General features: G+C 72.2%; 16 protein-coding genes. 6 read left to right on the top strand and 10 right to left on the bottom strand.

Annotated elements, in window-relative coordinates:
- Positions 1-104: 104 nt before the first annotated feature.
- Genes dapF through O7613_RS02980 form a run of 3 tightly spaced genes read right to left on the bottom strand, consistent with a single transcriptional unit; the run spans position 105 to position 2,579 of the window.
- Positions 105-950, bottom strand: coding sequence for a diaminopimelate epimerase (gene dapF, locus O7613_RS02990; RefSeq protein WP_282291937.1), 846 nt, complete (start codon positions 948-950; stop codon positions 105-107).
- 7 nt (positions 951-957) lie between these two features.
- Positions 958-1,863: a tRNA (adenosine(37)-N6)-dimethylallyltransferase MiaA gene (miaA, locus tag O7613_RS02985; RefSeq protein ID WP_281584313.1), complete on the bottom strand. Its 906-nt coding sequence runs from the start codon at positions 1,861-1,863 to the stop codon at positions 958-960.
- Positions 1,860-2,579, bottom strand: coding sequence for a hypothetical protein (locus O7613_RS02980; RefSeq protein WP_281584314.1), 720 nt, complete (start codon positions 2,577-2,579; stop codon positions 1,860-1,862). The genes miaA and O7613_RS02980 overlap by 4 nt, the downstream gene beginning before the upstream one ends.
- A gap of 200 nt (positions 2,580-2,779) precedes the next feature.
- On the opposite strand from O7613_RS02980, the gene O7613_RS02975 reads away from it, so the two are divergent.
- The gene (locus O7613_RS02975; protein ID WP_281584315.1) at positions 2,780-3,988 is read left to right on the top strand and encodes a DUF349 domain-containing protein; all 1,209 of its coding nucleotides are present in this window, start codon (positions 2,780-2,782) and stop codon (positions 3,986-3,988) included.
- Between the two features lie 341 nt (positions 3,989-4,329).
- Positions 4,330-5,967 carry a cellulase family glycosylhydrolase gene (locus O7613_RS02970; RefSeq protein ID WP_282291934.1) on the top strand — a complete coding sequence of 546 codons (1,638 nt, stop codon included), beginning with the start codon at positions 4,330-4,332 and terminating at the stop codon, positions 5,965-5,967.
- 101 nt (positions 5,968-6,068) lie between these two features.
- Here O7613_RS02970 and miaB read toward each other — a convergent pair whose 3' ends face one another.
- The 3 genes from miaB to selD all read right to left on the bottom strand — a co-directional run bounded on the left by miaB (position 6,069) and on the right by selD (position 9,352).
- Positions 6,069-7,568, bottom strand: coding sequence for a tRNA (N6-isopentenyl adenosine(37)-C2)-methylthiotransferase MiaB (miaB, locus tag O7613_RS02965; RefSeq protein WP_282291933.1), 1,500 nt, complete (start codon positions 7,566-7,568; stop codon positions 6,069-6,071).
- A 112-nt stretch (positions 7,569-7,680) separates the two neighbouring features.
- Positions 7,681-8,160 carry a hypothetical protein gene (locus O7613_RS02960; protein WP_281584318.1) on the bottom strand — a complete coding sequence of 160 codons (480 nt, stop codon included), beginning with the start codon at positions 8,158-8,160 and terminating at the stop codon, positions 7,681-7,683.
- Positions 8,161-8,362: 202 nt separating this feature from the next.
- On the bottom strand, positions 8,363-9,352 hold the full coding sequence (gene selD / locus O7613_RS02955; protein WP_282291931.1) for a selenide, water dikinase SelD: 990 nt from the start codon (positions 9,350-9,352) through the stop codon (positions 8,363-8,365).
- Positions 9,353-9,558: 206 nt separating this feature from the next.
- Between selD and O7613_RS02950 the strand changes: the two genes are divergently transcribed.
- From O7613_RS02950 to O7613_RS02935, 4 genes are read left to right on the top strand one after another with little or no spacing between them, the layout of a single operon-like run.
- Positions 9,559-10,314 (top strand): amino acid ABC transporter ATP-binding protein, encoded by a 756-nt coding sequence (locus O7613_RS02950; RefSeq protein WP_282291930.1) that lies wholly within the window; start codon positions 9,559-9,561, stop codon positions 10,312-10,314.
- A gap of 53 nt (positions 10,315-10,367) precedes the next feature.
- On the top strand, positions 10,368-11,246 hold the full coding sequence (locus O7613_RS02945) for a glutamate ABC transporter substrate-binding protein (protein ID WP_282291929.1): 879 nt from the start codon (positions 10,368-10,370) through the stop codon (positions 11,244-11,246).
- 36 nt (positions 11,247-11,282) lie between these two features.
- The gene (locus O7613_RS02940; RefSeq protein ID WP_282291928.1) at positions 11,283-11,990 is read left to right on the top strand and encodes an amino acid ABC transporter permease; all 708 of its coding nucleotides are present in this window, start codon (positions 11,283-11,285) and stop codon (positions 11,988-11,990) included.
- The gene (locus O7613_RS02935; protein ID WP_282291927.1) at positions 11,987-12,952 is read left to right on the top strand and encodes an amino acid ABC transporter permease; all 966 of its coding nucleotides are present in this window, start codon (positions 11,987-11,989) and stop codon (positions 12,950-12,952) included. The genes O7613_RS02940 and O7613_RS02935 overlap by 4 nt, the downstream gene beginning before the upstream one ends.
- 56 nt (positions 12,953-13,008) lie before the next feature.
- Here O7613_RS02935 and rny read toward each other — a convergent pair whose 3' ends face one another.
- The 4 genes from rny to O7613_RS02915 all read right to left on the bottom strand — a co-directional run bounded on the left by rny (position 13,009) and on the right by O7613_RS02915 (position 17,996).
- Positions 13,009-14,775, bottom strand: a complete 1,767-nt coding sequence (gene rny / locus O7613_RS02930; protein ID WP_282291926.1) for a ribonuclease Y — start codon at positions 14,773-14,775, stop codon at positions 13,009-13,011.
- 1,078 nt (positions 14,776-15,853) lie between these two features.
- Positions 15,854-16,648: a 3-keto-5-aminohexanoate cleavage protein gene (locus O7613_RS02925; RefSeq protein ID WP_282291925.1), complete on the bottom strand. Its 795-nt coding sequence runs from the start codon at positions 16,646-16,648 to the stop codon at positions 15,854-15,856.
- Between the two features lie 140 nt (positions 16,649-16,788).
- Entirely contained in the window at positions 16,789-17,481 is a 693-nt protein-coding gene (locus tag O7613_RS02920; RefSeq protein ID WP_281584327.1) for a regulatory protein RecX, read from the bottom strand.
- Between the two features lie 11 nt (positions 17,482-17,492).
- Positions 17,493-17,996, bottom strand: coding sequence for a hypothetical protein (locus tag O7613_RS02915; RefSeq protein WP_282294463.1), 504 nt, complete (start codon positions 17,994-17,996; stop codon positions 17,493-17,495).
- Positions 17,997-18,111 lie beyond the last annotated feature (115 nt).

The following is an 18,111-nucleotide window of genomic DNA, read 5'->3' as shown; positions in this document are numbered from 1 at the left end:
ACGGCCCTCATGGGGGCCCGAACCTTCCAAGATCTCCAGCAGCGACCCTCCGGAGGTCGGCAAGGCGGACGGAAGGCCGCCCACCGCGGCGGGGCGGGCGAGGGCTACGGGTGCATGGCTGTGGGGATCAGGGTGCCGGTCGCCACCAGGACGGCGGGGCCGGCGAGCCAGCAGGAGTCGGTGGTCACCGTGACCATGAGTCGGCCGCCGGGGACATCCACCGACACGATGCCGGTGTCCCGGCCGGCGTCGCGCAACGCCACCGCCGCCACCGCGCAGGCCCCGGTGCCGCAGGAGAGCGTCTCGGCCGAGCCGCGCTCGTAGACCCGCATCAGCACGTGCCCGTCGGTGCCGTCGACCGGCCCCCCGGGCGTGGTGAACTCGACGTTCACCCCGGTCGGGAACGCCGCCGCCTCCACCTCCGGGGCCCGGGTGAGGTCCAGACCGGCCAGGTCCAGCGCGGCGGGCAGCGCGCACACCAGGTGCGGGTTGCCCACGTCCACCGCCGTGCCGGTCAGGGTCAGGCCACCCAGGGTGGCGGTGGCCGCCTCGTGGAGGCGGGGGCGGCGCATCTCGACCGCCACGTCCGGCCCCTCGACGCGGGCCCGCACCAGGCCGGCGCGGGTCGCGATCGGCAGCGTCCCGTCCGTGGGGGCGACCAGGCCGGTCTCCAGGAGGTAACGCACGAACACCCGGGCCCCGTTTCCGCACATCTCGGCGAACGAGCCGTCGGAGTTCCAGTAGTCCATGAACCACTCGGCCTCGCCCGCCAGCGCGACGCCGTCGGGGTGCTTCGCGGCGCGTACCACCCGCAGCACGCCGTCGCCGCCGAGCCCGCGCCGCCGGTCGCAGAGCGCGGCGACGAGGTCGGACGTCAGGTCGAGCGCGCCGTCCGGGTCGGGCAGGATGACGAAGTCGTTGCCGGTGCCGTGCCCCTTGGTGAACTCCACGCCCCCATCATTCCCGATCCCCGGCGGCGATCCGCAGCGCCGTGTCGACGAACCCGGGGGCGGCCGAGTCGAGCCAGCGCACCCGCGGGTCGCGCCGGAACCACGAGCGCTGCCGGCGGACGAAACGCCGGGTGGCCCGGATCGTCTCCTCGTGCGCCTGCGCCTCCGTCAGCTCACCGGCAAGGAAGCGCAGCACCTGCTGGTAGCCGAGCGCGCGGCTGGCCGTCCGCCCCGCCGGCAGCCCCTGCCCGACGAGCGAGCGCACCTCGTCGACCAGGCCGTCGGCCCACATCCGGTCCACCCGCAGCGCGATCCGCTCGTCCAACGCGGCGGTGTCCAGGTCGACCCCGAGCTGAACGGACGGGTAGTACGGCGTGGGCGCGGGCAGCGACGCGGTGAACGGCGCGCCGGTCAGCTCGATCACCTCGAGCGCCCGGACGATCCGCCGGCCGTTGCCGGGCAGGATGCCGGCCGCCGCCTCCGGGTCCGCCTCGGCCAGGCGGGCGTGCAGCGGACCCGGGCCGACCGCCGCCAGCTCCGCCTCCAGCCGGGCCCGCAGCGCCGGGTCGGTGCCGGGGAACTCGAACCGCTCCAGCACCGCCCGCACGTAGAGCCCGGAGCCGCCGACCAGCAGCGGCACCCGGCCCCGGGCCAGGATGTCGTCGACCGCCGCGCGGGCCAGCGCCTGGTATTCGGCGACGCTCGCCGGCTCCGTCACCGGCCAGATGTCCAGCAGGTGGTGCGGCACCCCCTCCCGCTCGGCCGGCGTCAGCTTCGCGGTGCCGACGTCCATGCCCCGGTAGAGCTGCATCGAGTCGGCGTTGACCACCTCGCCGTCGAGCGCGTGCGCCAGCGCGATGCTCAGCGCCGACTTGCCGGCCGCGGTCGGCCCGACCACCGCGACGACTGTCATGACCGCTCCCAGTTCGCCACGAAGTAGGCAACGCCGTAGGGCGCGGCGTGGTAGCTCAACCCGCCCCGCCAACGGCCGCCCGCCGCGCCGACCGCGCCGGCGAGCACCTGCCACGCGGCCCGCCCGGCGGCCCGCAGCTCGCCGGAGAGCACCGGGTCCAGGCCGCGCAGGGCGTCGGCGTCCGCGCCGGCCAGGGCCGCGGCGACCCCCTCGTCGTACGCCTGCGCGCGCGGGTCGTCGTACCCCGGCGCCGTGACGCCCCGGCAGGCGGACCCGTCGCCGAGCACGAGCAGCGCGACCCGCGGATCGTCGTCGAGGACCAGGCTCGCGCCGAACGCCGCGCACTCCGCCGGGGTGGCGTCGTGCGCCACCGACCGGGCCAGCCGGGGCAGCCCGGTGCCGGCGCGGCCGAGCAGCCACGCGCCGATGGTCAGGCTCAACGGCAGGCGGTCCCCGCCGGCGCAGTTGACCTTCCACAGCCGCACGTGGCGGTCCAGCCCGTACGGACGCAGCGAGCCGTGCTCGGCGGCGTTGAACCGGACGGTCTCCGGGCCACCACCGACCAGCAGGATCGCCTCGGGCCCGGCGGCGAGCAACCGGGCCACCGCCGCGTCGGCGGCGGCGCGCAGGTCGTCCAGCTCCGGCGCGGCGGCGCCGGCCAGCTCGGGTACGAGCAGGGGCGGATGGGGGCAGACGGCGGCGGCGACCAGGGGCACGACCCCAACCTATCGGGGCGTCCCGGTGCGTCCCCGCGCCGATCCGGCCATCGAGGGCGTACGACACCGTATGGTCACGGTCGACGACAGGCGCTCGACACGGACGGGGGCGGACCTGTGACAATGCCGGGAGAAAGTTTGCTGCGCCGTGGCGGCGCCGAGGGCTGTCCCCTCGACGCCGGGAGAACGAGGATGGGCACATGAGCGACTGGACTGCCTTCGGACGGGTGGACGAGGACGGCACCGTCTACGTCAAGACCGGCGACGGCGAGCGGGTGGTCGGATCCTGGCAGGCGGGGGCCCCGGAGGAAGGGCTCGCCCACTTCGCCCGGCGCTTCGCCGACCTGGTGACCGAGGTCGACCTGACCGAGGCCCGGCTCAACTCGGGCGCGGCGGACGCCGGCCACTCGCTGACCACGATCCGCCGGATCCGGGCGTCGCTGCCCGAGGCGCACGTCGTCGGGGACATCGACGCCCTGGCCGCCCGGTTGGACAAGCTGGCCACGGTCGCCGAGGAGAAGGCCGGCGAGGCCAAGGCGGCCCGTGAGGCCGCCCGGGGCGAGGCGCTCGCCCGCAAGACGGCCCTGGTCGAGGAGGCCGAGAAGCTCGCCGCCGAGTCGACCGGCTGGAAGACCGCAGGCGACCGGCTCAAGGAGATCCTCGACGAGTGGAAGACGATCCGCGGCGTCGACAAGAAGGCCGACGGCGAGCTGTGGAAGCGGTTCGCCGCGGCCCGGGACGGCTTCACCCGCCGTCGGGGCGCCCACTTCGCCTCCCTCGACCAGCAGCGCAAGCAGGCGCAGACGGTCAAGGAGGAGTTGGTCGCCGAGGCGGAGAAGCTCAAGGAGTCGACCGACTGGGGCGTCACCGCCGGCCAGCTCAAGGACCTGATGGCCCAGTGGAAGGCCGCGCCGCGTGCCGCCAAGGAGGCCGAGCAGAAGCTCTGGGAACGGTTCCGGGCGGCGCAGGACGAATTCTTCACCCGGCGCAGTGAGGTCTTCTCCGCCCGCGACAACGAGCAGCGGGCCAACCTGGAGCGTAAGCAGGCGCTGCTGGCCGAGGCCGAGGCGCTCGACGTGGACGGCGACCCGAAGGGCGCCCAGGCGAAGCTGCGCGAGATCCAGGCGCAGTGGCACGAGGCCGGCCGGGTGCCCCGCGAGGCGGCGGCCGGCCTGGAGCGCCGGCTGCGGGCCGTGGACGACAAGGTCCGCGAGGTGATGGACTCGGCGTGGCGGCGCACCTCCAAGGAGGACAACCCGCTGCTGGCGCAGATGCGCGCCCAGGTGGCCGAGGCCGAGGACCGCCTGACCCGGGCCCAGGCCGCCGGCGACACCCGCCGCATCAGGGAGGCCGAGCAGGCCCTCACCTCGAAGCGCCAGTTCCTCCAGCTGGCCGAACAGGCGGGCTGACCCACACCCCGCTTCGACCCCCGCTGATTCACCGAAAGAGTGCCTGTTCCGCGCCGGATAGGCACTCTTTCCGTGAATCAGCGCGTCCAGGGGGCGGGAGGGGGTGCGTGTTGACGGGTGGGGGTGGGCTGATCAGAATGGGCGTCGGAGCTAGGGGTTCCGGCGCGAGGGTGTCGACGGCTGCACTTCGCCGTCGAGGTCGCCGGGTGAACGTCGCGAGTGGCCGTCCACGTGACCGGCCCGGCGCGCGCTGTGCGCGTACTCGATGACGAGCGGGTCGGGCCTCCTGGTCCTGCCGCCCGCGGCGCCTGAGCGGCGCGGGCATCCGAAGTGGAGCACCCATGCACCGACGCACCGCCCTCGGCGGCGCCCTGACGGCGCTCGCCACCGCCGCGGCCGGCATCCTCGTCGCCGCGACCGTCAGCACCACCCCGGCCGTCGCCGCGGCCAGCGGCACCGGCACCGGCTACCTGCACACCAGCGGCAACAAGATCGTCGACAGCACGGGCGCGACCGTCCGGCTGACCGGCATCAACTGGTTCGGCATGGAGACCGACAACAAGACGTTCCACGGCCTGTGGTCGAGCAACACGTGGCGCGGCCAGGTCGACACCATGGCCCGGCTCGGCTACAACACGCTGCGCATCCCGTACTCGAACGACTCCATCAAGCCCGGCGCGACGGCGACCGGGATCAACGACTTCGTCAACCCGGACCTGATCGGGCTCTCCCCGTTGCAGATCCTGGACAAGGTCATCGACTACGCGGGCAGCAAGGGGATGCGGGTCATCCTGGACCGGCACCGGCCGACCTCGGCCGGGCAGTCGCCGCTCTGGTACACCTCGGGCGTCTCCGAGGCGACCTGGATCGCCGACTGGAAGACGATGGCCCAGCGGTACGCGAACAACCCGACGGTGATCGGCGCGGACCTGCACAACGAGCCGCACGCCGAGGGCACCAACCCGGCCGCCACCGGCGCCTGCTGGGGCTGCGGCGACACCGCCCGCGACTGGCGGCTCGCCGCCGAGCGGGCCGGTAACGCCATCCTCGGCGTGCAGCCGAACTGGCTGATCTTCGTGGAGGGCGTGAGCTGCCCGAGCGGCGGGCTGTCGAACGTCTGGGACAACGACCCCAGCAACGACGAGGACTGCGGCTGGTGGGGCGGCAACCTCTCCAAGGCCGGGCAGTTCCCGGTCCGGCTGAACGTGGCCAACCGGCTGGTCTACTCCCCGCACGAGTACGCCACCTCGGTCTACCGGCAGGCCTGGTTCGACGACCCCAGCTACCCGGCGAACATGCCGGCGATCTGGGACCACTACTGGGGTTACCTCTACAAGCAGAACATCGCGCCGATCATGATGGGCGAGTTCGGCACCACGCTCCAGGACCCGAAGGACAAGATCTGGCTGGAGAACCTGATGGCCTACACCGGCACCGGGGTCAACGGGATGTCCTTCACCTACTGGTCGTGGAACCCGAACTCGGGTGACACCGGCGGCATCGCCAACGACGACTGGACCACCGTCAACCAGGCCAAGCAGTCCATCCTCCAGCCGTACCTGATCCCGCCGTCCGGCAGCGGGAACCCGAACCCGACGCCGACCGGGACCGGCTCGCCGACGGCGACGCCGACCAGCTCCCCGACCGCGACGCCGACCACGCCGGCGCCGAGCGGCGGCTGCACCGCCAGCTACAAGCAGATCAACGCCTGGGCCGGCGGCTTCCAGGGCGAACTGACCGTGAAGAACACCGGCACCGGCGCGGTGAACCCGTGGTCGGTCACCTGGGCCTGGCCGTCCGGGGTCACGCTCCAAAGTGGCTGGAACGCCACCGTCACGCAGTCCGGCACCACTGTCACGGCCGCCGCGCCGGGCTGGTCGCCGTCGCTGGCGGCGGGGGCGTCGGTCACCGTCGGCTTCACCGCCAACGGCACCGCCGCCTCCCCCGCCACCGTAAAGCTCAACAGCGCCACCTGCTGAGGTTGTAAGGAGGGGGCCCCGCTTAACGCATTCGGTAGAGGAGGGGCCCCCGCTTAACACGAGGTGTTAAGCGGGGGCCCCTCCTAACCGTCAGGGCGGGGTCAGCGGGCGGCGCAACCGCCGGTGGCGGCGGGCGGCGCGGCCGGCGCGCCGACCGTCGGCAACCCGAGCAGCACCCCGGGGGTACGCGGGGCCCGCCCCGCCTCGGCCGCGTCGCCGGCCCGGGTACGCCGGTGCGCCAGCGGCGCACCGTCGGCGTTGAGGTGGTGCGGCGCCGCGTACGTGACGGCGGTGTGCACGATGTCGCCGGGGCGGATCCGCCCGGCCAACTCGCCGGTGGCGAAGTGCACCAGGCGGCCGTCGCGGGCGCGGCCGGACATCCGGCCGGTGCGCTCGTCCTTGCGCCCCTCGCCGACGGCGACGAGCACCTCGACGGTCTCCCCCACCAGCTTCCGGTTCTCCGCCCAGGTGATCTCCTCGACGCACGCGACCAGACGCTCGTACCGCTCCTGCACGACCGGCTTGGGCAGTTGGTCGTCCATGATGGCGGCCGGGGTGCCGGGGCGCTTGGAGTACTGGAACGTGAACGCCGAGGAGAACCGGGCCTCCCGGACCACGTCGAGGGTGCGGGCGAAGTCCGCCTCGGTCTCGCCGGGGAAGCCGACGATGATGTCCGTGGTGATCGCCGCGTCCGGCATCGCCGCCCGGACCTTCTCGATGATCCCGAGGTAGCGCTCCGAGCGGTACGAGCGGCGCATGGCCCGCAGCACGTCGTCGGAGCCGGACTGCAACGGCATGTGCAGCGAGTGGCAGACGTTCGGCGTCTCCGCCATGGCCGCGATCACGTCGTCGGTGAAGTCCTTCGGGTGCGGGCTGGTGAACCGGACCCGCTCCAGCCCGTCGATGTCGCCGCAGGCCCGCAGCAGCTTGCCGAAGGCGTACCGGTCGCCGAACTCGACGCCGTAGGAGTTGACGTTCTGCCCGAGCAGGGTCACCTCCAGCACGCCTTCGTCCACGAGCGCGCGCACCTCGGAGAGGATGTCGCCGGGACGGCGGTCCTTCTCCCGGCCGCGCAGGGCGGGCACGATGCAGAACGTGCAGGTGTTGTTGCAGCCGACGGAGATGGACACCCAACCGGCGTACGTCGACTCGCGCCGCGTCGGCAGCGTGGACGGGAAGACCTCGAGCGACTCGAGGATCTCCACCTCGGCGGCGGCGTTGTGCCGGGCCCGGTCCAGCAGCACCGGCAGCGAGCCGATGTTGTGCGTGCCGAAGACCACGTCCACCCAGGGCGCCTTGCGGACGATCTCGCCGCGGTCCTTCTGGGCCAGGCAGCCGCCGACCGCGATCTGCATCCCGGGGTGCTTCGCCTTGACCGGGCGCAGGTGACCCAGGTTGCCGTAGAGCCGGTTGTCGGCGTTCTCCCGGACCGCGCAGGTGTTGAACACCACCACGTCGGGCTGATCGTCGGCCTCGGCGGCGCGCACGTATCCGGCGTCCTCGAGGAGGCCGGAGATGCGCTCGGAGTCGTGCACGTTCATCTGGCAGCCGTACGTACGCACCTGGTAGGTGCGCGGGCTGCCCACGGCTGCGGTAGTCATGACCCGGACAGCGTATCCGGGTGGCGCCGGTACGCGCCGCCGGCGGTCAGCCGGCGACGGTCAGGCGGCGGTCAGCCGATAGCGGTCAGGCCCCGGCGGTCAGCGGCGACGGTCAGGCGGCGGCGAGCGCCGGTGCGACCGAGTCCGGCGCCCACCGGGAGCGGTGGCAGCGCGACCAGCCCCGGCAGCCGGGGTCGGCGAGCGTGCAGAGCCGCTGGTCGCTGAGGACCTCGCCGTCGTCGGTCTCGACCACGTCGAAGTGCACCGGGCGGATGGTGCCGTCCGGGGCGACAAGCAGGTGCCGGCCGGCGTCGAGCGTGTCGTCGCGCATCAGGCAGTTGCGGCCCAGCACCCGGGCCAGCGCCGCGATGGCGGGCAGCTCGGCCAGGCTTTCGGGTACGCCGTAGCAGTCGACCACCGTCCCGTACGCCCCGGGCGCCTCCCACACGTCGCAGACCACCGCGTACGCGGGCAGCCGGCCCGGGTCGGCGACGGCGAGGGGCATCACCACCCGGCCGAGCGCCTCGGCCATCGCCGGGTAGACCTCCACCGGCGCGCCGCCGTTGATTCTCCAGTTCCACAGCTCGGTCATGCTGCCTCCTCGCTGCGCTCGTCCCACCGGCCTCCGGATCGGGCCTTACTGACGATGGTGGGGGGCATTTAGCCTCAGCCGGGGGCAAGTTACCGGTCTGTGACCATTCCGGGCAAAATTTCCCTGGGCGACGTTGCCCGCAGTGGCGGGAAGGTGACAGTTTATCGAGTATGGTGCCCGGTTCCCCGGGCTGCCGCGCCGGTCACCGGAGCTGGATCAGGTGGTCCGAGGTGGGCCGCAGCTCCCCGATCACCGTGCCGCCCGGCACCTCGCCCGCGACGAGCAGCCCGCCCGAGGTCTGGGCGTCGGCCAGCAGCAGCCGCTCGGACTCGTCGGTGCCCCCGAAGTCGGTCCACGGCGTCACCCAGTCGAGGTTGCGGCGGGTGCCGCCACTGACGTACCCGTCGCGCAGCGCCTCCCGCGCGCCCGGCAGGTACGGCACCGCGGCGGTGTCGATCGCGACCGTGAGCCGGCTGGCCCGGGCCAGCTTCGAGGCGTGCCCGAGCAGCCCGAAGCCGGTCACGTCGGTGCCGCAGCGGATGCCGGCGGCCACCGCCGCCCGGGCGGCGTCCCGGTTGAGCCGGGCCATCGACTCGACCGCCTCGGGAAACCGCTCCCCGGTCTGCTTGTGCCGGGTGTTGAGCACGCCCACGCCGAGCGGCTTCGTCAGCGACAACGGCAGCCCGGCCCACCCGGCGTCCAGGGTGATCAGCTCCTCCGGCCGGACCACGCCGGTGACCGCCAGACCGTACTTCGGGCCGTCGTCGTCGACGCTGTGCCCGCCGGCCAGGTGACAGCCGGCCTCGTTCGCCACGTCCTGCCCGCCTCGCAGCACCTCGCGGGCCAACTCCAGCGGCAGCACCTCGCGCGGCCAGCAGAGCAGGTTGAGCGCGACGAGCGGGGTGCCGCCCATGGCGTACACGTCAGAAAGCGCGTTCGCGGCGGCGATGCGGCCCCAGTCGTAGGCGTCGTCGACGACCGGGGTGAAGAAGTCGGCGGTGGTCACCAGGCCGGTGCGCGCGTCCAGCCGGACCACCGCGGCGTCGTCGCCGTTCTCCAGGCCGACCAGGAGGTCAGCCGTGCCGGCGCTCGGGCCGAGGCCGGCGACCATCGCCTCCAGCTCGCCGGGCGGGATCTTGCAGGCGCAGCCGCCGCCGCGGGCATGATCGGTCAGCCGGAACGTGTCGGTCATCGCCTCATGATCTCCGCGATCCGGCGCCGCCGCCACTGGGACGCGCCTTCGGCGGAACGGAATTCGGACGCACCGGCACGCCGTCGACCGGTGTTACCGCTCCGTGACCATCTCGGTTGCGTTCTGCCACGTCACCCCGCCTACAGTTGCCCAACCGGGGGTCGACCGACCCCCTCACGGCACGGACGACAGGGACGACAGGGACGGTGGACGACGTGACGACGGGCGACCCGCTGATCGTGCTCGACGGGGTCAACAAGTGGTTCGGGCCGCTGCACGTGCTCGACGACGTGTCCCTCTCCGTCGGCCGGGGCGAGGTGGTCGTGGTGATCGGCCCGTCCGGCTCCGGCAAGTCGACGCTGTGCCGCACCATCAACCGGCTGGAGCCGATCGACAACGGCACCATCACGTTCGACGGGCAGCCGCTGCCGGCCGAGGGCAAGCCCCTGGCCAGGCTGCGCAGCGAGGTCGGCATGGTGTTCCAGTCGTTCAACCTCTTCGCGCACAAGAGCATCCTGGAGAACGTGGCGCTCGGGCCGATCAAGGTACGCAAGGAGAAGCCGGCCGCCGCCCGCGAGCGCGGCCTGGCCCTGCTCGACCGCGTCGGCATCGCCAACCAGGCGGACAAGTACCCGGCGCAGCTCTCCGGCGGCCAGCAGCAGCGGGCGGCGATCGCCCGCGCGCTGGCCATGCAGCCCAAGGCGATGCTCTTCGACGAGCCGACCAGCGCGCTCGACCCGGAGATGGTCGGCGAGGTGCTCGACGTGATGACCTCGCTGGCCCGCGACGGCATGACCATGGTGGTGGTCACCCACGAGATGGGCTTCGCCCGGCACGCGGCCAACCGGGTCGTGTTCATGGCCGACGGGCAACTGGTCGAGGACGCCCCGCCGGCGGAGTTCTTCGAGAACCCGCGCAGCGAGCGAGCCAGGGACTTCCTTTCCAAGATCCTCACGCACTGAGCGTCCCCGTAGTGGAGTCGTCCCGGCGGCTTCGTGGAAGAAGGAGAATGATGATGCGTTACAAGCGCGTGGCGGCGGTCGCCGCGGCGGCAACTCTGGCGCTCGGCCTGGCCGCCTGCGGCGAAAAGGACGGCGACGAGGGCACCGGCGCCGGGAGCAAGGACTTCGCGGCCGGCAGCACGATGGAGCGGCTGAACAAGGCCCAGGCGATCAAGGTGGGCACGAAGTTCGACCAGCCGGGCTTCGGTCAGAAGGGCCTGTCCGGCAAGCCGGAGGGCTTCGACGTCGAGATCGCCAAGATCATCGTGAAGGAACTCGGCATCCCCGAGGACAAGATCGAGTACGTCGAGGCCCCGTCGAAGGTCCGCGAGGACGTCATCGTGAACGGCACCGTGGACCTGGTCGCGGCCACCTACACGATCAACGATAAGCGCAAGGAGCGCATCGCATTCGCCGGGCCGTACTACGAGGCTGGCCAGAACATCATGGTGCGCAAGGACGAGACCGCGATCACCGGTCCGGACTCGTTCAAGGACGGCGCCAAGAAGGTCTGCTCGGTCACCGGCTCCACCCCGGCCGAGGAGATCAAGAAGTACGTCAAGGACGTCGGCTCCCAGCTTGTCCTCTTCGACACCTACGACAAGTGCCGCGACGCCCTGAAGGGCAAGCAGGTCGACGCCGTCACCACCGACAACGTCATCCTGCTCGGCTACATCGCCAAGGACGAGGAGTCCTTCAAGATGGCCGGCGACAACTTCACCAAGGAGCCGTACGGCATCGGTGTCAAGAAGGAGGACACCGACTTCCGTAACTTCGTCAACGACACGTTGGAGAAGGCCTTCTCCGACGGCAGTTGGAAGAAGGCGTGGGACGACACCGCCGGCAAGTTCGGCGCCACGCTCGGCGACGCCCCGACCGTCAACCGCTACTGATCCGTCCGATCCGGAGGGTGGGGAGGAAACCGACCCGTGAACGTGCTCATCGACAAGTTCGACGTCTTCGCGGGCGGGTTCTGGCTCACCCTCCAGATCTGCGTACTCGCCGCGATCGGCGCCCTGGTCCTGGGCGCCGTCGTGGCGGTGCTGCGCATCTCGCCGGTGCCGCCGCTGCGCGCCGTCGGCACCACCTACGTGAACATCTTCCGGAACATGCCGTTGACCGTGGTGCTGTTCTTCGCCGCGTTCGGCCTGCCGGCGCTGGGATCGAACGCGGAGTTCCTGCGGATCCCGGGCCTGGAGGTGATCTTCAGCCGGCTCGGCACCGACCTGCCCTACTTTCGCTTCGGGCTGATCGCCCTGGTCCTCTACACGGCCGCGTTCGTCTGCGAGGCGCTGCGCTCCGGGGTGAACGCGGTGCCGGCCGGCCAGGCCGAGGCGGCCCGGTCGTTGGGCCTCACCTTCGGCCAGAACCTGCGCCACGTGGTGCTGCCGCAGTCGTGGAAGGCGTCCGTGGTGCCGCTCGGCTCGGTCATCATCGCGATGATCAAGAACTCCGCGCTTGTCGGCTTCTTCGGCGTCGTGGGTGACCTCTCCCAGACCGCCGACCAGCTCACCTCCGCCGGCGGCTACGCCTTCATCCCGGTGGCGATCGGCATCTCCGTCGGTTACCTGATCATGACGGTGCCGCTCGGCGCCCTGCTGGACCGGATCGAGAAGCGACAGGCGGTGGCCCGATGAGCCGGCAGACAAGCGTCCTCTACGACGTTCCGGGCCCGCGCCAGCGCCGGATCACACTGATCAGCAGCCTGGTCGCCGTCGTGGTGCTGCTGGCCGGGGCGTACCTGTTGATCTACCGGCCGCTGTCGGACAAGGGCCAGCTCTCGATGGAGCTGTGGGGCCCGCTGATCGACCCCTCGAACGAGAACTTCTCCCAGGTCTGGGACCGGCTCGGGCTCGGTCTGAAGAACACGCTGACCGCCGCGGCGCTGGCCATCGTCGCGTCGCTCGTCGTCGGCACCCTGATCGCCGTGCTGCGGATCCAGCTCAAGAGCCTGACCCGGCGGCGCTTCACCGGCCTGGCCACGCCGCTGTCCTACCTCCTGCGCGGGCTGAGCTGGGTGCTGTCCGTGGTGACCCGGGTCTGCGTCGAGGTGTTCCGCGGCCTGCCGGTCGTCATCACCATCTTCTTCGTGGCACGCGGGTTCCCCGAGTTCGGCGTCTCGTTCGACAACCTCTGGTATCTCGTCATCGGCCTGACCGTCTACAACGCGGTCGTCATCGCCGAGATCCTGCGCTCCGGCATGGAGGGGCTGCCCGGCGGCCAGGGCGAGTCCGCCGCCGCGATCGGGCTCTCCCCGTTCCAGACCACCCGGATGATCCTGCTGCCGCAGGCCTTCCGGATCATGCTGCCGGCGCTGATCAGCCAACTCGTGGTGGTGCTCAAGGACACCTCGCTGGGCTTCATCATCAGCTACGAGGAGACGCTCAACATCGGCAAGCAGATCATCGGCGTGCTCGGTAACCCGATCCAGGTCTACGTGGTGATCGCCGTGCTCTTCATCGCGATCAACTACTCGCTGTCGAAGCTGGCCCAGTACGCCGAGCGCCGCCTCTCCCGGGGCCGCCGGACCACCGGCCCGGCACCCACCCCGCCGGCCGCACTGGCCTCCCAGTCCGAAAGCACCGGCCAAGCCCTCTGACCTAGACGGAATCGGGCCGGTCGGAGCGATCCGACCGGCCCGATTCCGTCTACCCGTCAGCGGGCGATCTCGGTGACCCGGGACTCGCGCACCACAGTCACCCGGATCTGCCCCGGATAGGTCAGCTCCTCCTCGATCTGCTTCGCCACGTCCCGGGCCAGCACCGCCGCGCCGATGTCGTCCACGTCGTCCGGCTTGACCATCACCCGGATCTCCCGGCCCGCCTGCATGGCGAAGACCTTCTCCACGCCGAGCTTGCCGGCCGCGATCTCCTCGATCCGCTCCAGCCGCTTGACGTACGCCTCAAGGCTCTCCCGCCGCGCCCCCGGCCGCCCGCCCGAACAGGCGTCCGACGCCTGGGTCAGGACCGCCTCGATGGTCTGCGGCGGCACCTCGTTGTGGTGCGCCTCGATGGCGTGCACCACGTCCTCGGCCTCGCCGTACTTGCGGGCCAGGTCGGCGCCGATGATGGCGTGGCTGCCCTCCACCTCGTGGGTGAGCGCCTTGCCGATGTCGTGCAGGAACGCGCAGCGCTTGATGGTCGGCACGTCCAGTCGCAGCTCGGCCGCCATGGTGCCGGCGATGTGCGCGGTCTCGACCAGGTGCTTGAGCACGTTCTGCCCGTACGACGTCCGGTAGCGCAACCGGCCCAGCAGGGTGACCAGCTCCGGGTGGATCTCGGTGATGCCCACCTCGACCAGGGCGTCCTCCGCGGCCCGGTGGCACAGCTCCTCCACCTCCTGCCGGGCCAGGTCGTAGACCTCCTCGATCCGGTGCGGGTGGATCCGGCCGTCCAACACCAACTTCTCCAGCGTGAGCCGGCCGACCTCCCGCCGGACCGGGTCGAAGCAGGAGAGCAGCACCGCCTCGGGCGTGTCGTCGATGATCAGGTTGACGCCGGTGACCGACTCGAAGGCGCGGATGTTGCGCCCCTCCCGGCCGATGATCCGGCCCTTCATCTCGTCGCCGGGCAGGTGCAGCACGCTGACCACGCTCTCCGCGGTCTGCTCGCTCGCGACCCGCTGGATGGCGTCCACCACGATGTGCCGGGCCCGCTGCTCGGCGGTGCCCCGCGCCTCGGACTCGATCTCCCGGACCAGCAGCGCGGCCTCCCGCTTCGCCTGCCCCTCGATCGACTCGACCAGCTCGGCGCGAGCCGTGTCGGCGGTCAGCCCGGCCACCCGTTCCAGCTCGCGGCGGCGCTGCTCCTCCACCTCGGTCAGCGCGCGCTCCCGCTCGGCAAGCGCGGCCTCCCGGGCGGCGAGCGCGGCCGTGGCGGCGGTGAGCTGCCGTTCCCGCTCGGCCAGCCGCTCCACCTCCTCGGTGTGCATCCGCTCCCGCTCGTCCATCCGGGCTGCCCGTCGCTCCACCTCGGCGGCCTGCTCCCGGGTGGTGGCGGCGAGCACCGCCACCTCCCGTTCGCCGCTGCGCCGCGCGGTGGTGCGCAGTTGGTCGGCGTCCGCCTCGGCCTGCTTGTGCGCCCGTTCCAGCACGGTGTCGGCCTCGGCCCGGGCATCGTCGAGCACCCGCCGGGCCTCCGCCCGGGCAGCCTTCGCCTCGGCCTTCGCGGCAGCCGCCTCGGCGCGGGCGGCAGACGCGGCCGACTTCGCCACGTCGATGGTGCTGTTCGCCTCGTCGGCGGCGCTGCGGAGCGCGGCCAGGGACTGCTCCTGCCGGTCCTTCTCCGCGATGAAGGCCGGGTCCTCCGGCGCGGGGGCCAGGCTGAGCCGCTTGAGCGTACGCACGCCGAACAGCACCGCGCCGACCACCAACGCGACGAGCAGCAGGACCACCACGAGGAGGATCACGTCGAAGGCGCTCATCGCCCGACCCCGCACCGGTGCGCCGCTCCGTCGAACCGCTTCGCCACACCGGCCCCCGTGGCCCGGTCGAATCGCGCCGCGCCGACCCCCGCCGCCCGGTCGAACCGCTTCGCGCCGGCGCCCGTCGCCCGGTCGAACCGCTTCGCCGCGCCGGCCACTGCCGTCCCACCGAACCGTCCCGTCGTGCCGGCCAACGCCGCCCCCGCGGTCCGCGCTGCCGTGCCGGTTCGGTTCGCGCCGGGTGTCCGCCGTGACGTGGCGGGCCGCGGCTCCGCGTGCCGCGACCGGGGTCGCTGCGTCGGTCGAGACCCGCCTGTCGGCCGGCATCGGACGACCGGCGAGGACCGGCCGGGACCGTGTGGCAGACCGCCGGTGAACCTGTGCCGCCGCGCCATGGCCGCCTCCCCTGAACGTCGACCGCAGGACACGCACGAAGACGCGCCTGCGGCTCTGGACGCCCGACCCGAGCGGCTGGCTCTGGGCAGCTTTCCGTCGGCGGTGCCCCTCGTTGGGCACCGCCAGCGGCCGGTTGCAGTTGTCGGATGCTCCGGACGAATCCGGAGCTGCCGTCAAAGGCCGGTGAAGCTGGCCAAAGTGATGCTGTCTTGTTACGCGTTCTATGTTGTGCGCTTAGCCTGCGCTGGTCGGGCAAAGTGAGCCTGTATGGCGAGGCTAGGTCGCTAGGGGCCGTTCGGTCAAGGAGTCATGATCAAACCACCCGGACGGAGAGAAGTTGACCCGTCACGGATTGCTGAGAATATGCCGGACAGCGCCGGACAAACCTCGCCGCCCGTCACCTCCCCGTGACCTTTTCCGCCTGCTCAGACGCCACGCCCTCCCTCCAGAGCCCACCCTCGCCCTCTCCCGTCCTCCAACCCGCGCTGATCAAGGAGTTGACGTCAAGAACGATCACCCACCAGACACAAAACCCTTGATCACCGACCCACGATGGCCTCTCCGTCCCCGGCGATCATGAAGTTGACGGCCGTTTTGGAGATCAACTACGCCGCCAACTTCATGATCGCCGGGACAGAGGGCGGGGTGGGGTGGGTGGTGGGTGGGTGGGTGGGTGAACGGGTCAGGGGGTGAGCTGGGCTTGGGCGGCTTGCACCAGGGTGCGGTTGTCCGCTGCGATGCTGCCGTCGGGTAGCAGCAGCGTGTCCTCCAAGCCGATCCGGGTGTGCAGGCCCCTTCGGACCGCCTCGGCGAACACCGGCCAGGTGGCCGGGCCTTCGCCGTGCAGCAGCACCGGCGGGCACCCGTCCGGCGGCCCGGCGTCGATCGCGGGCGTGTCGGCGCGCCGAGCCGGGATCCCGGTCGCGTCGCCGAGCCCGACCGGAATCCCGGTCGCGTCGGCGAGCGCGGCGAGGATCGCGGTCGCGTCGGCGAGCGCCGCCTCCACCGGTTCGGCCATGCACTCGACGAGCAGCCGCCCGGTCGGTGTCGGCCAGCGGCGCCAGGCGTCCACCGCCGCCTCCGTCCAGAGGCCGGCCTCGACCATGACGCCACGCTCGTGCAGGGCCGCGGCGACCTCCGCCGCCCCGGGCTCGTGGGCGTTGACGGACGCGAAGTCGGGCAGCACCGTCCAGGCGCGGACGGCGGCGACGCGCGCGGCCGGGTCGGGCACGATCCAGGCGCCGGTGCTCACCCCGACCGGCAGGCCGGGGCGGGCCGCCCGGACGGCGGTGAGCGCCGCGGCGACCACCGCCGGGTCGAGCGACTCGACGCCACCGTCGTCACGGGGATGGACGTGCACGGCCGCCACCCCGGCCTCCGCGCAGCGCACGGCGTCGGCCGCCAACTCGGCCGGGGTGAGCGGCACGGCGGGATGCTCGTCCCGCCGTCGCCCCCCGTTCAGGCACGCCTTCAGCACGGGCGCACACCCTTCACACGCCGTCAGCACGGGCGCACACCCTTCACACGCCGTCAGCACGGGCGTACACCCTTCACACGCCGTCAGCACGGGCACGACCTCTTCCCCACGGTCCACACGACGTCGACGCGCCGGGCCGGTCAGTCGTGCCGGCGGGCGTCGAGGTCGTTCTCGGCGTCGGCCAACGCGTCGGCGTCGATGTGCTCGGCGAACTCGGCCGCCTCGGCGCTCTGCGCGGCGAGGGCGTCCTTCACCGCGCGGATCGCCACGCCGGCCGGGTAGCCCTTGCGCGCCAGCATGCCGACCAGGCGCCGGAACACCGCGTCGGGCTCGCCCCGGGCGGTGCGCAGCTTCCGCTCCACCAGCGCCCGTGCCGTCTCCGCCTCGGTCTCCTGGTCGAGGTCCTCCAGGGCCGCACCGGCGACCTCGCCGTCGACGCCCTTCTGGCGCAGCTCGTTGGCGAGCGCCCGGCGGGCCAGCCCACGGCCGGTGTGCCGGCTGCTCACCCAGGCCCGCGCGAAGGCGGCGTCGTCGACGATGCCGACCTCGTCGTAACGGTCGAGGACCTGCTCGGCCACCTCTTCGGAGATGCCTCGCCGGGCCAGCGCGCCGGCCAGCTCGGCCCGGGTGCGCGGCCGGGTCGCGAGCTGCCGCAGACAGATCTCCCGAGCCACCTCGGCCTCGTCGCGGGGCGGAGCCGGAGCCTCCCCTGGTTCGGGCTCCGCCCCGCGACCGCGGCGCCCACGGCGGGGCTGGGGCGTGCCGGTGGCGTCACCCGCACGGGGCGGGCTGGCATCCCAGCCCCGCCCCGTGCGGGCGCGTCGTCCTGCCACGGATCAGCGGATCAGAAGTCGACCGGCGGCAGCTCCGGGCCGCCGGTGGCGTCACCCGCACCACCGGTGCCGACGCCGAGCTTCTCCAGGATCTTCTTCTCGACCTCGGCCGCCACGTCCGGGTTCTCGCGGAGGAACTCGCGGGCCTTCTCCTTGCCCTGGCCGAGCTGGTCGCCGTCGTAGGTGTACCAGGCGCCGGACTTGCGGATGATCGCCTGCTCCACGCCCACGTCGATCAGGGAACCCTCGCGGGAGATGCCCTTGCCGTACATGATGTCGAACTCGGCCTGCTTGAACGGCGCGGCGACCTTGTTCTTCACGACCTTGACCCGGGTGCGGTTGCCGACCACGTCGGTGCCGTCCTTGAGGCTCTCGATGCGGCGCACGTCGAGCCGGACCGAGGCGTAGAACTTCAGCGCCCGACCACCGGTGGTGGTCTCCGGGCTGTTGTGCACCATGACGCCGTCGACGAAGTAGTTGTGGTTGCCCTCCACCTCGATGTCGAAACGGTTCATCGACCGGGTACGGGGCTTGACCCGTACGTCGATGACCCGCGCCGGCACCGGGGTGAGCTCCTCCGGCACGAACTGCGGCTCCACCACGCACTGCCCGCGGAACCGGGGCAGGAGC

Source organism: Micromonospora sp. WMMD975, assembly GCF_029581215.1.
Lineage (GTDB): Bacteria > Actinomycetota > Actinomycetes > Mycobacteriales > Micromonosporaceae > Micromonospora.
The sequence above is the reverse complement of the archived record's forward strand: the minus strand, read 5'-3'. Positions and strand labels throughout refer to the sequence as shown.

Excerpts from the sequence above, each read along its gene's own strand:
- miaA (WP_281584313.1), bottom strand. The coding sequence starts at position 1,863 with ATGACAGTCGTCGCGGTGGTCGGGCCGACCGCGGCCGGCAAGTCGGCG.
- O7613_RS02975 (WP_281584315.1), top strand. The coding sequence starts at position 2,780 with ATGAGCGACTGGACTGCCTTCGGACGGGTGGACGAGGACGGCACCGTC.
- O7613_RS02970 (WP_282291934.1), top strand. The coding sequence starts at position 4,330 with ATGCACCGACGCACCGCCCTCGGCGGCGCCCTGACGGCGCTCGCCACC.
- miaB (WP_282291933.1), bottom strand. The coding sequence starts at position 7,568 with ATGACTACCGCAGCCGTGGGCAGCCCGCGCACCTACCAGGTGCGTACG.
- O7613_RS02960 (WP_281584318.1), bottom strand. The coding sequence starts at position 8,160 with ATGACCGAGCTGTGGAACTGGAGAATCAACGGCGGCGCGCCGGTGGAG.
- selD (WP_282291931.1), bottom strand. The coding sequence starts at position 9,352 with ATGACCGACACGTTCCGGCTGACCGATCATGCCCGCGGCGGCGGCTGC.
- O7613_RS02945 (WP_282291929.1), top strand. The coding sequence starts at position 10,368 with ATGCGTTACAAGCGCGTGGCGGCGGTCGCCGCGGCGGCAACTCTGGCG.
- O7613_RS02935 (WP_282291927.1), top strand. The coding sequence starts at position 11,987 with ATGAGCCGGCAGACAAGCGTCCTCTACGACGTTCCGGGCCCGCGCCAG.
- rny (WP_282291926.1), bottom strand. The coding sequence starts at position 14,775 with ATGAGCGCCTTCGACGTGATCCTCCTCGTGGTGGTCCTGCTGCTCGTC.
- O7613_RS02915 (WP_282294463.1), bottom strand. The coding sequence starts at position 17,996 with ATGAACCGTTTCGACATCGAGGTGGAGGGCAACCACAACTACTTCGTC.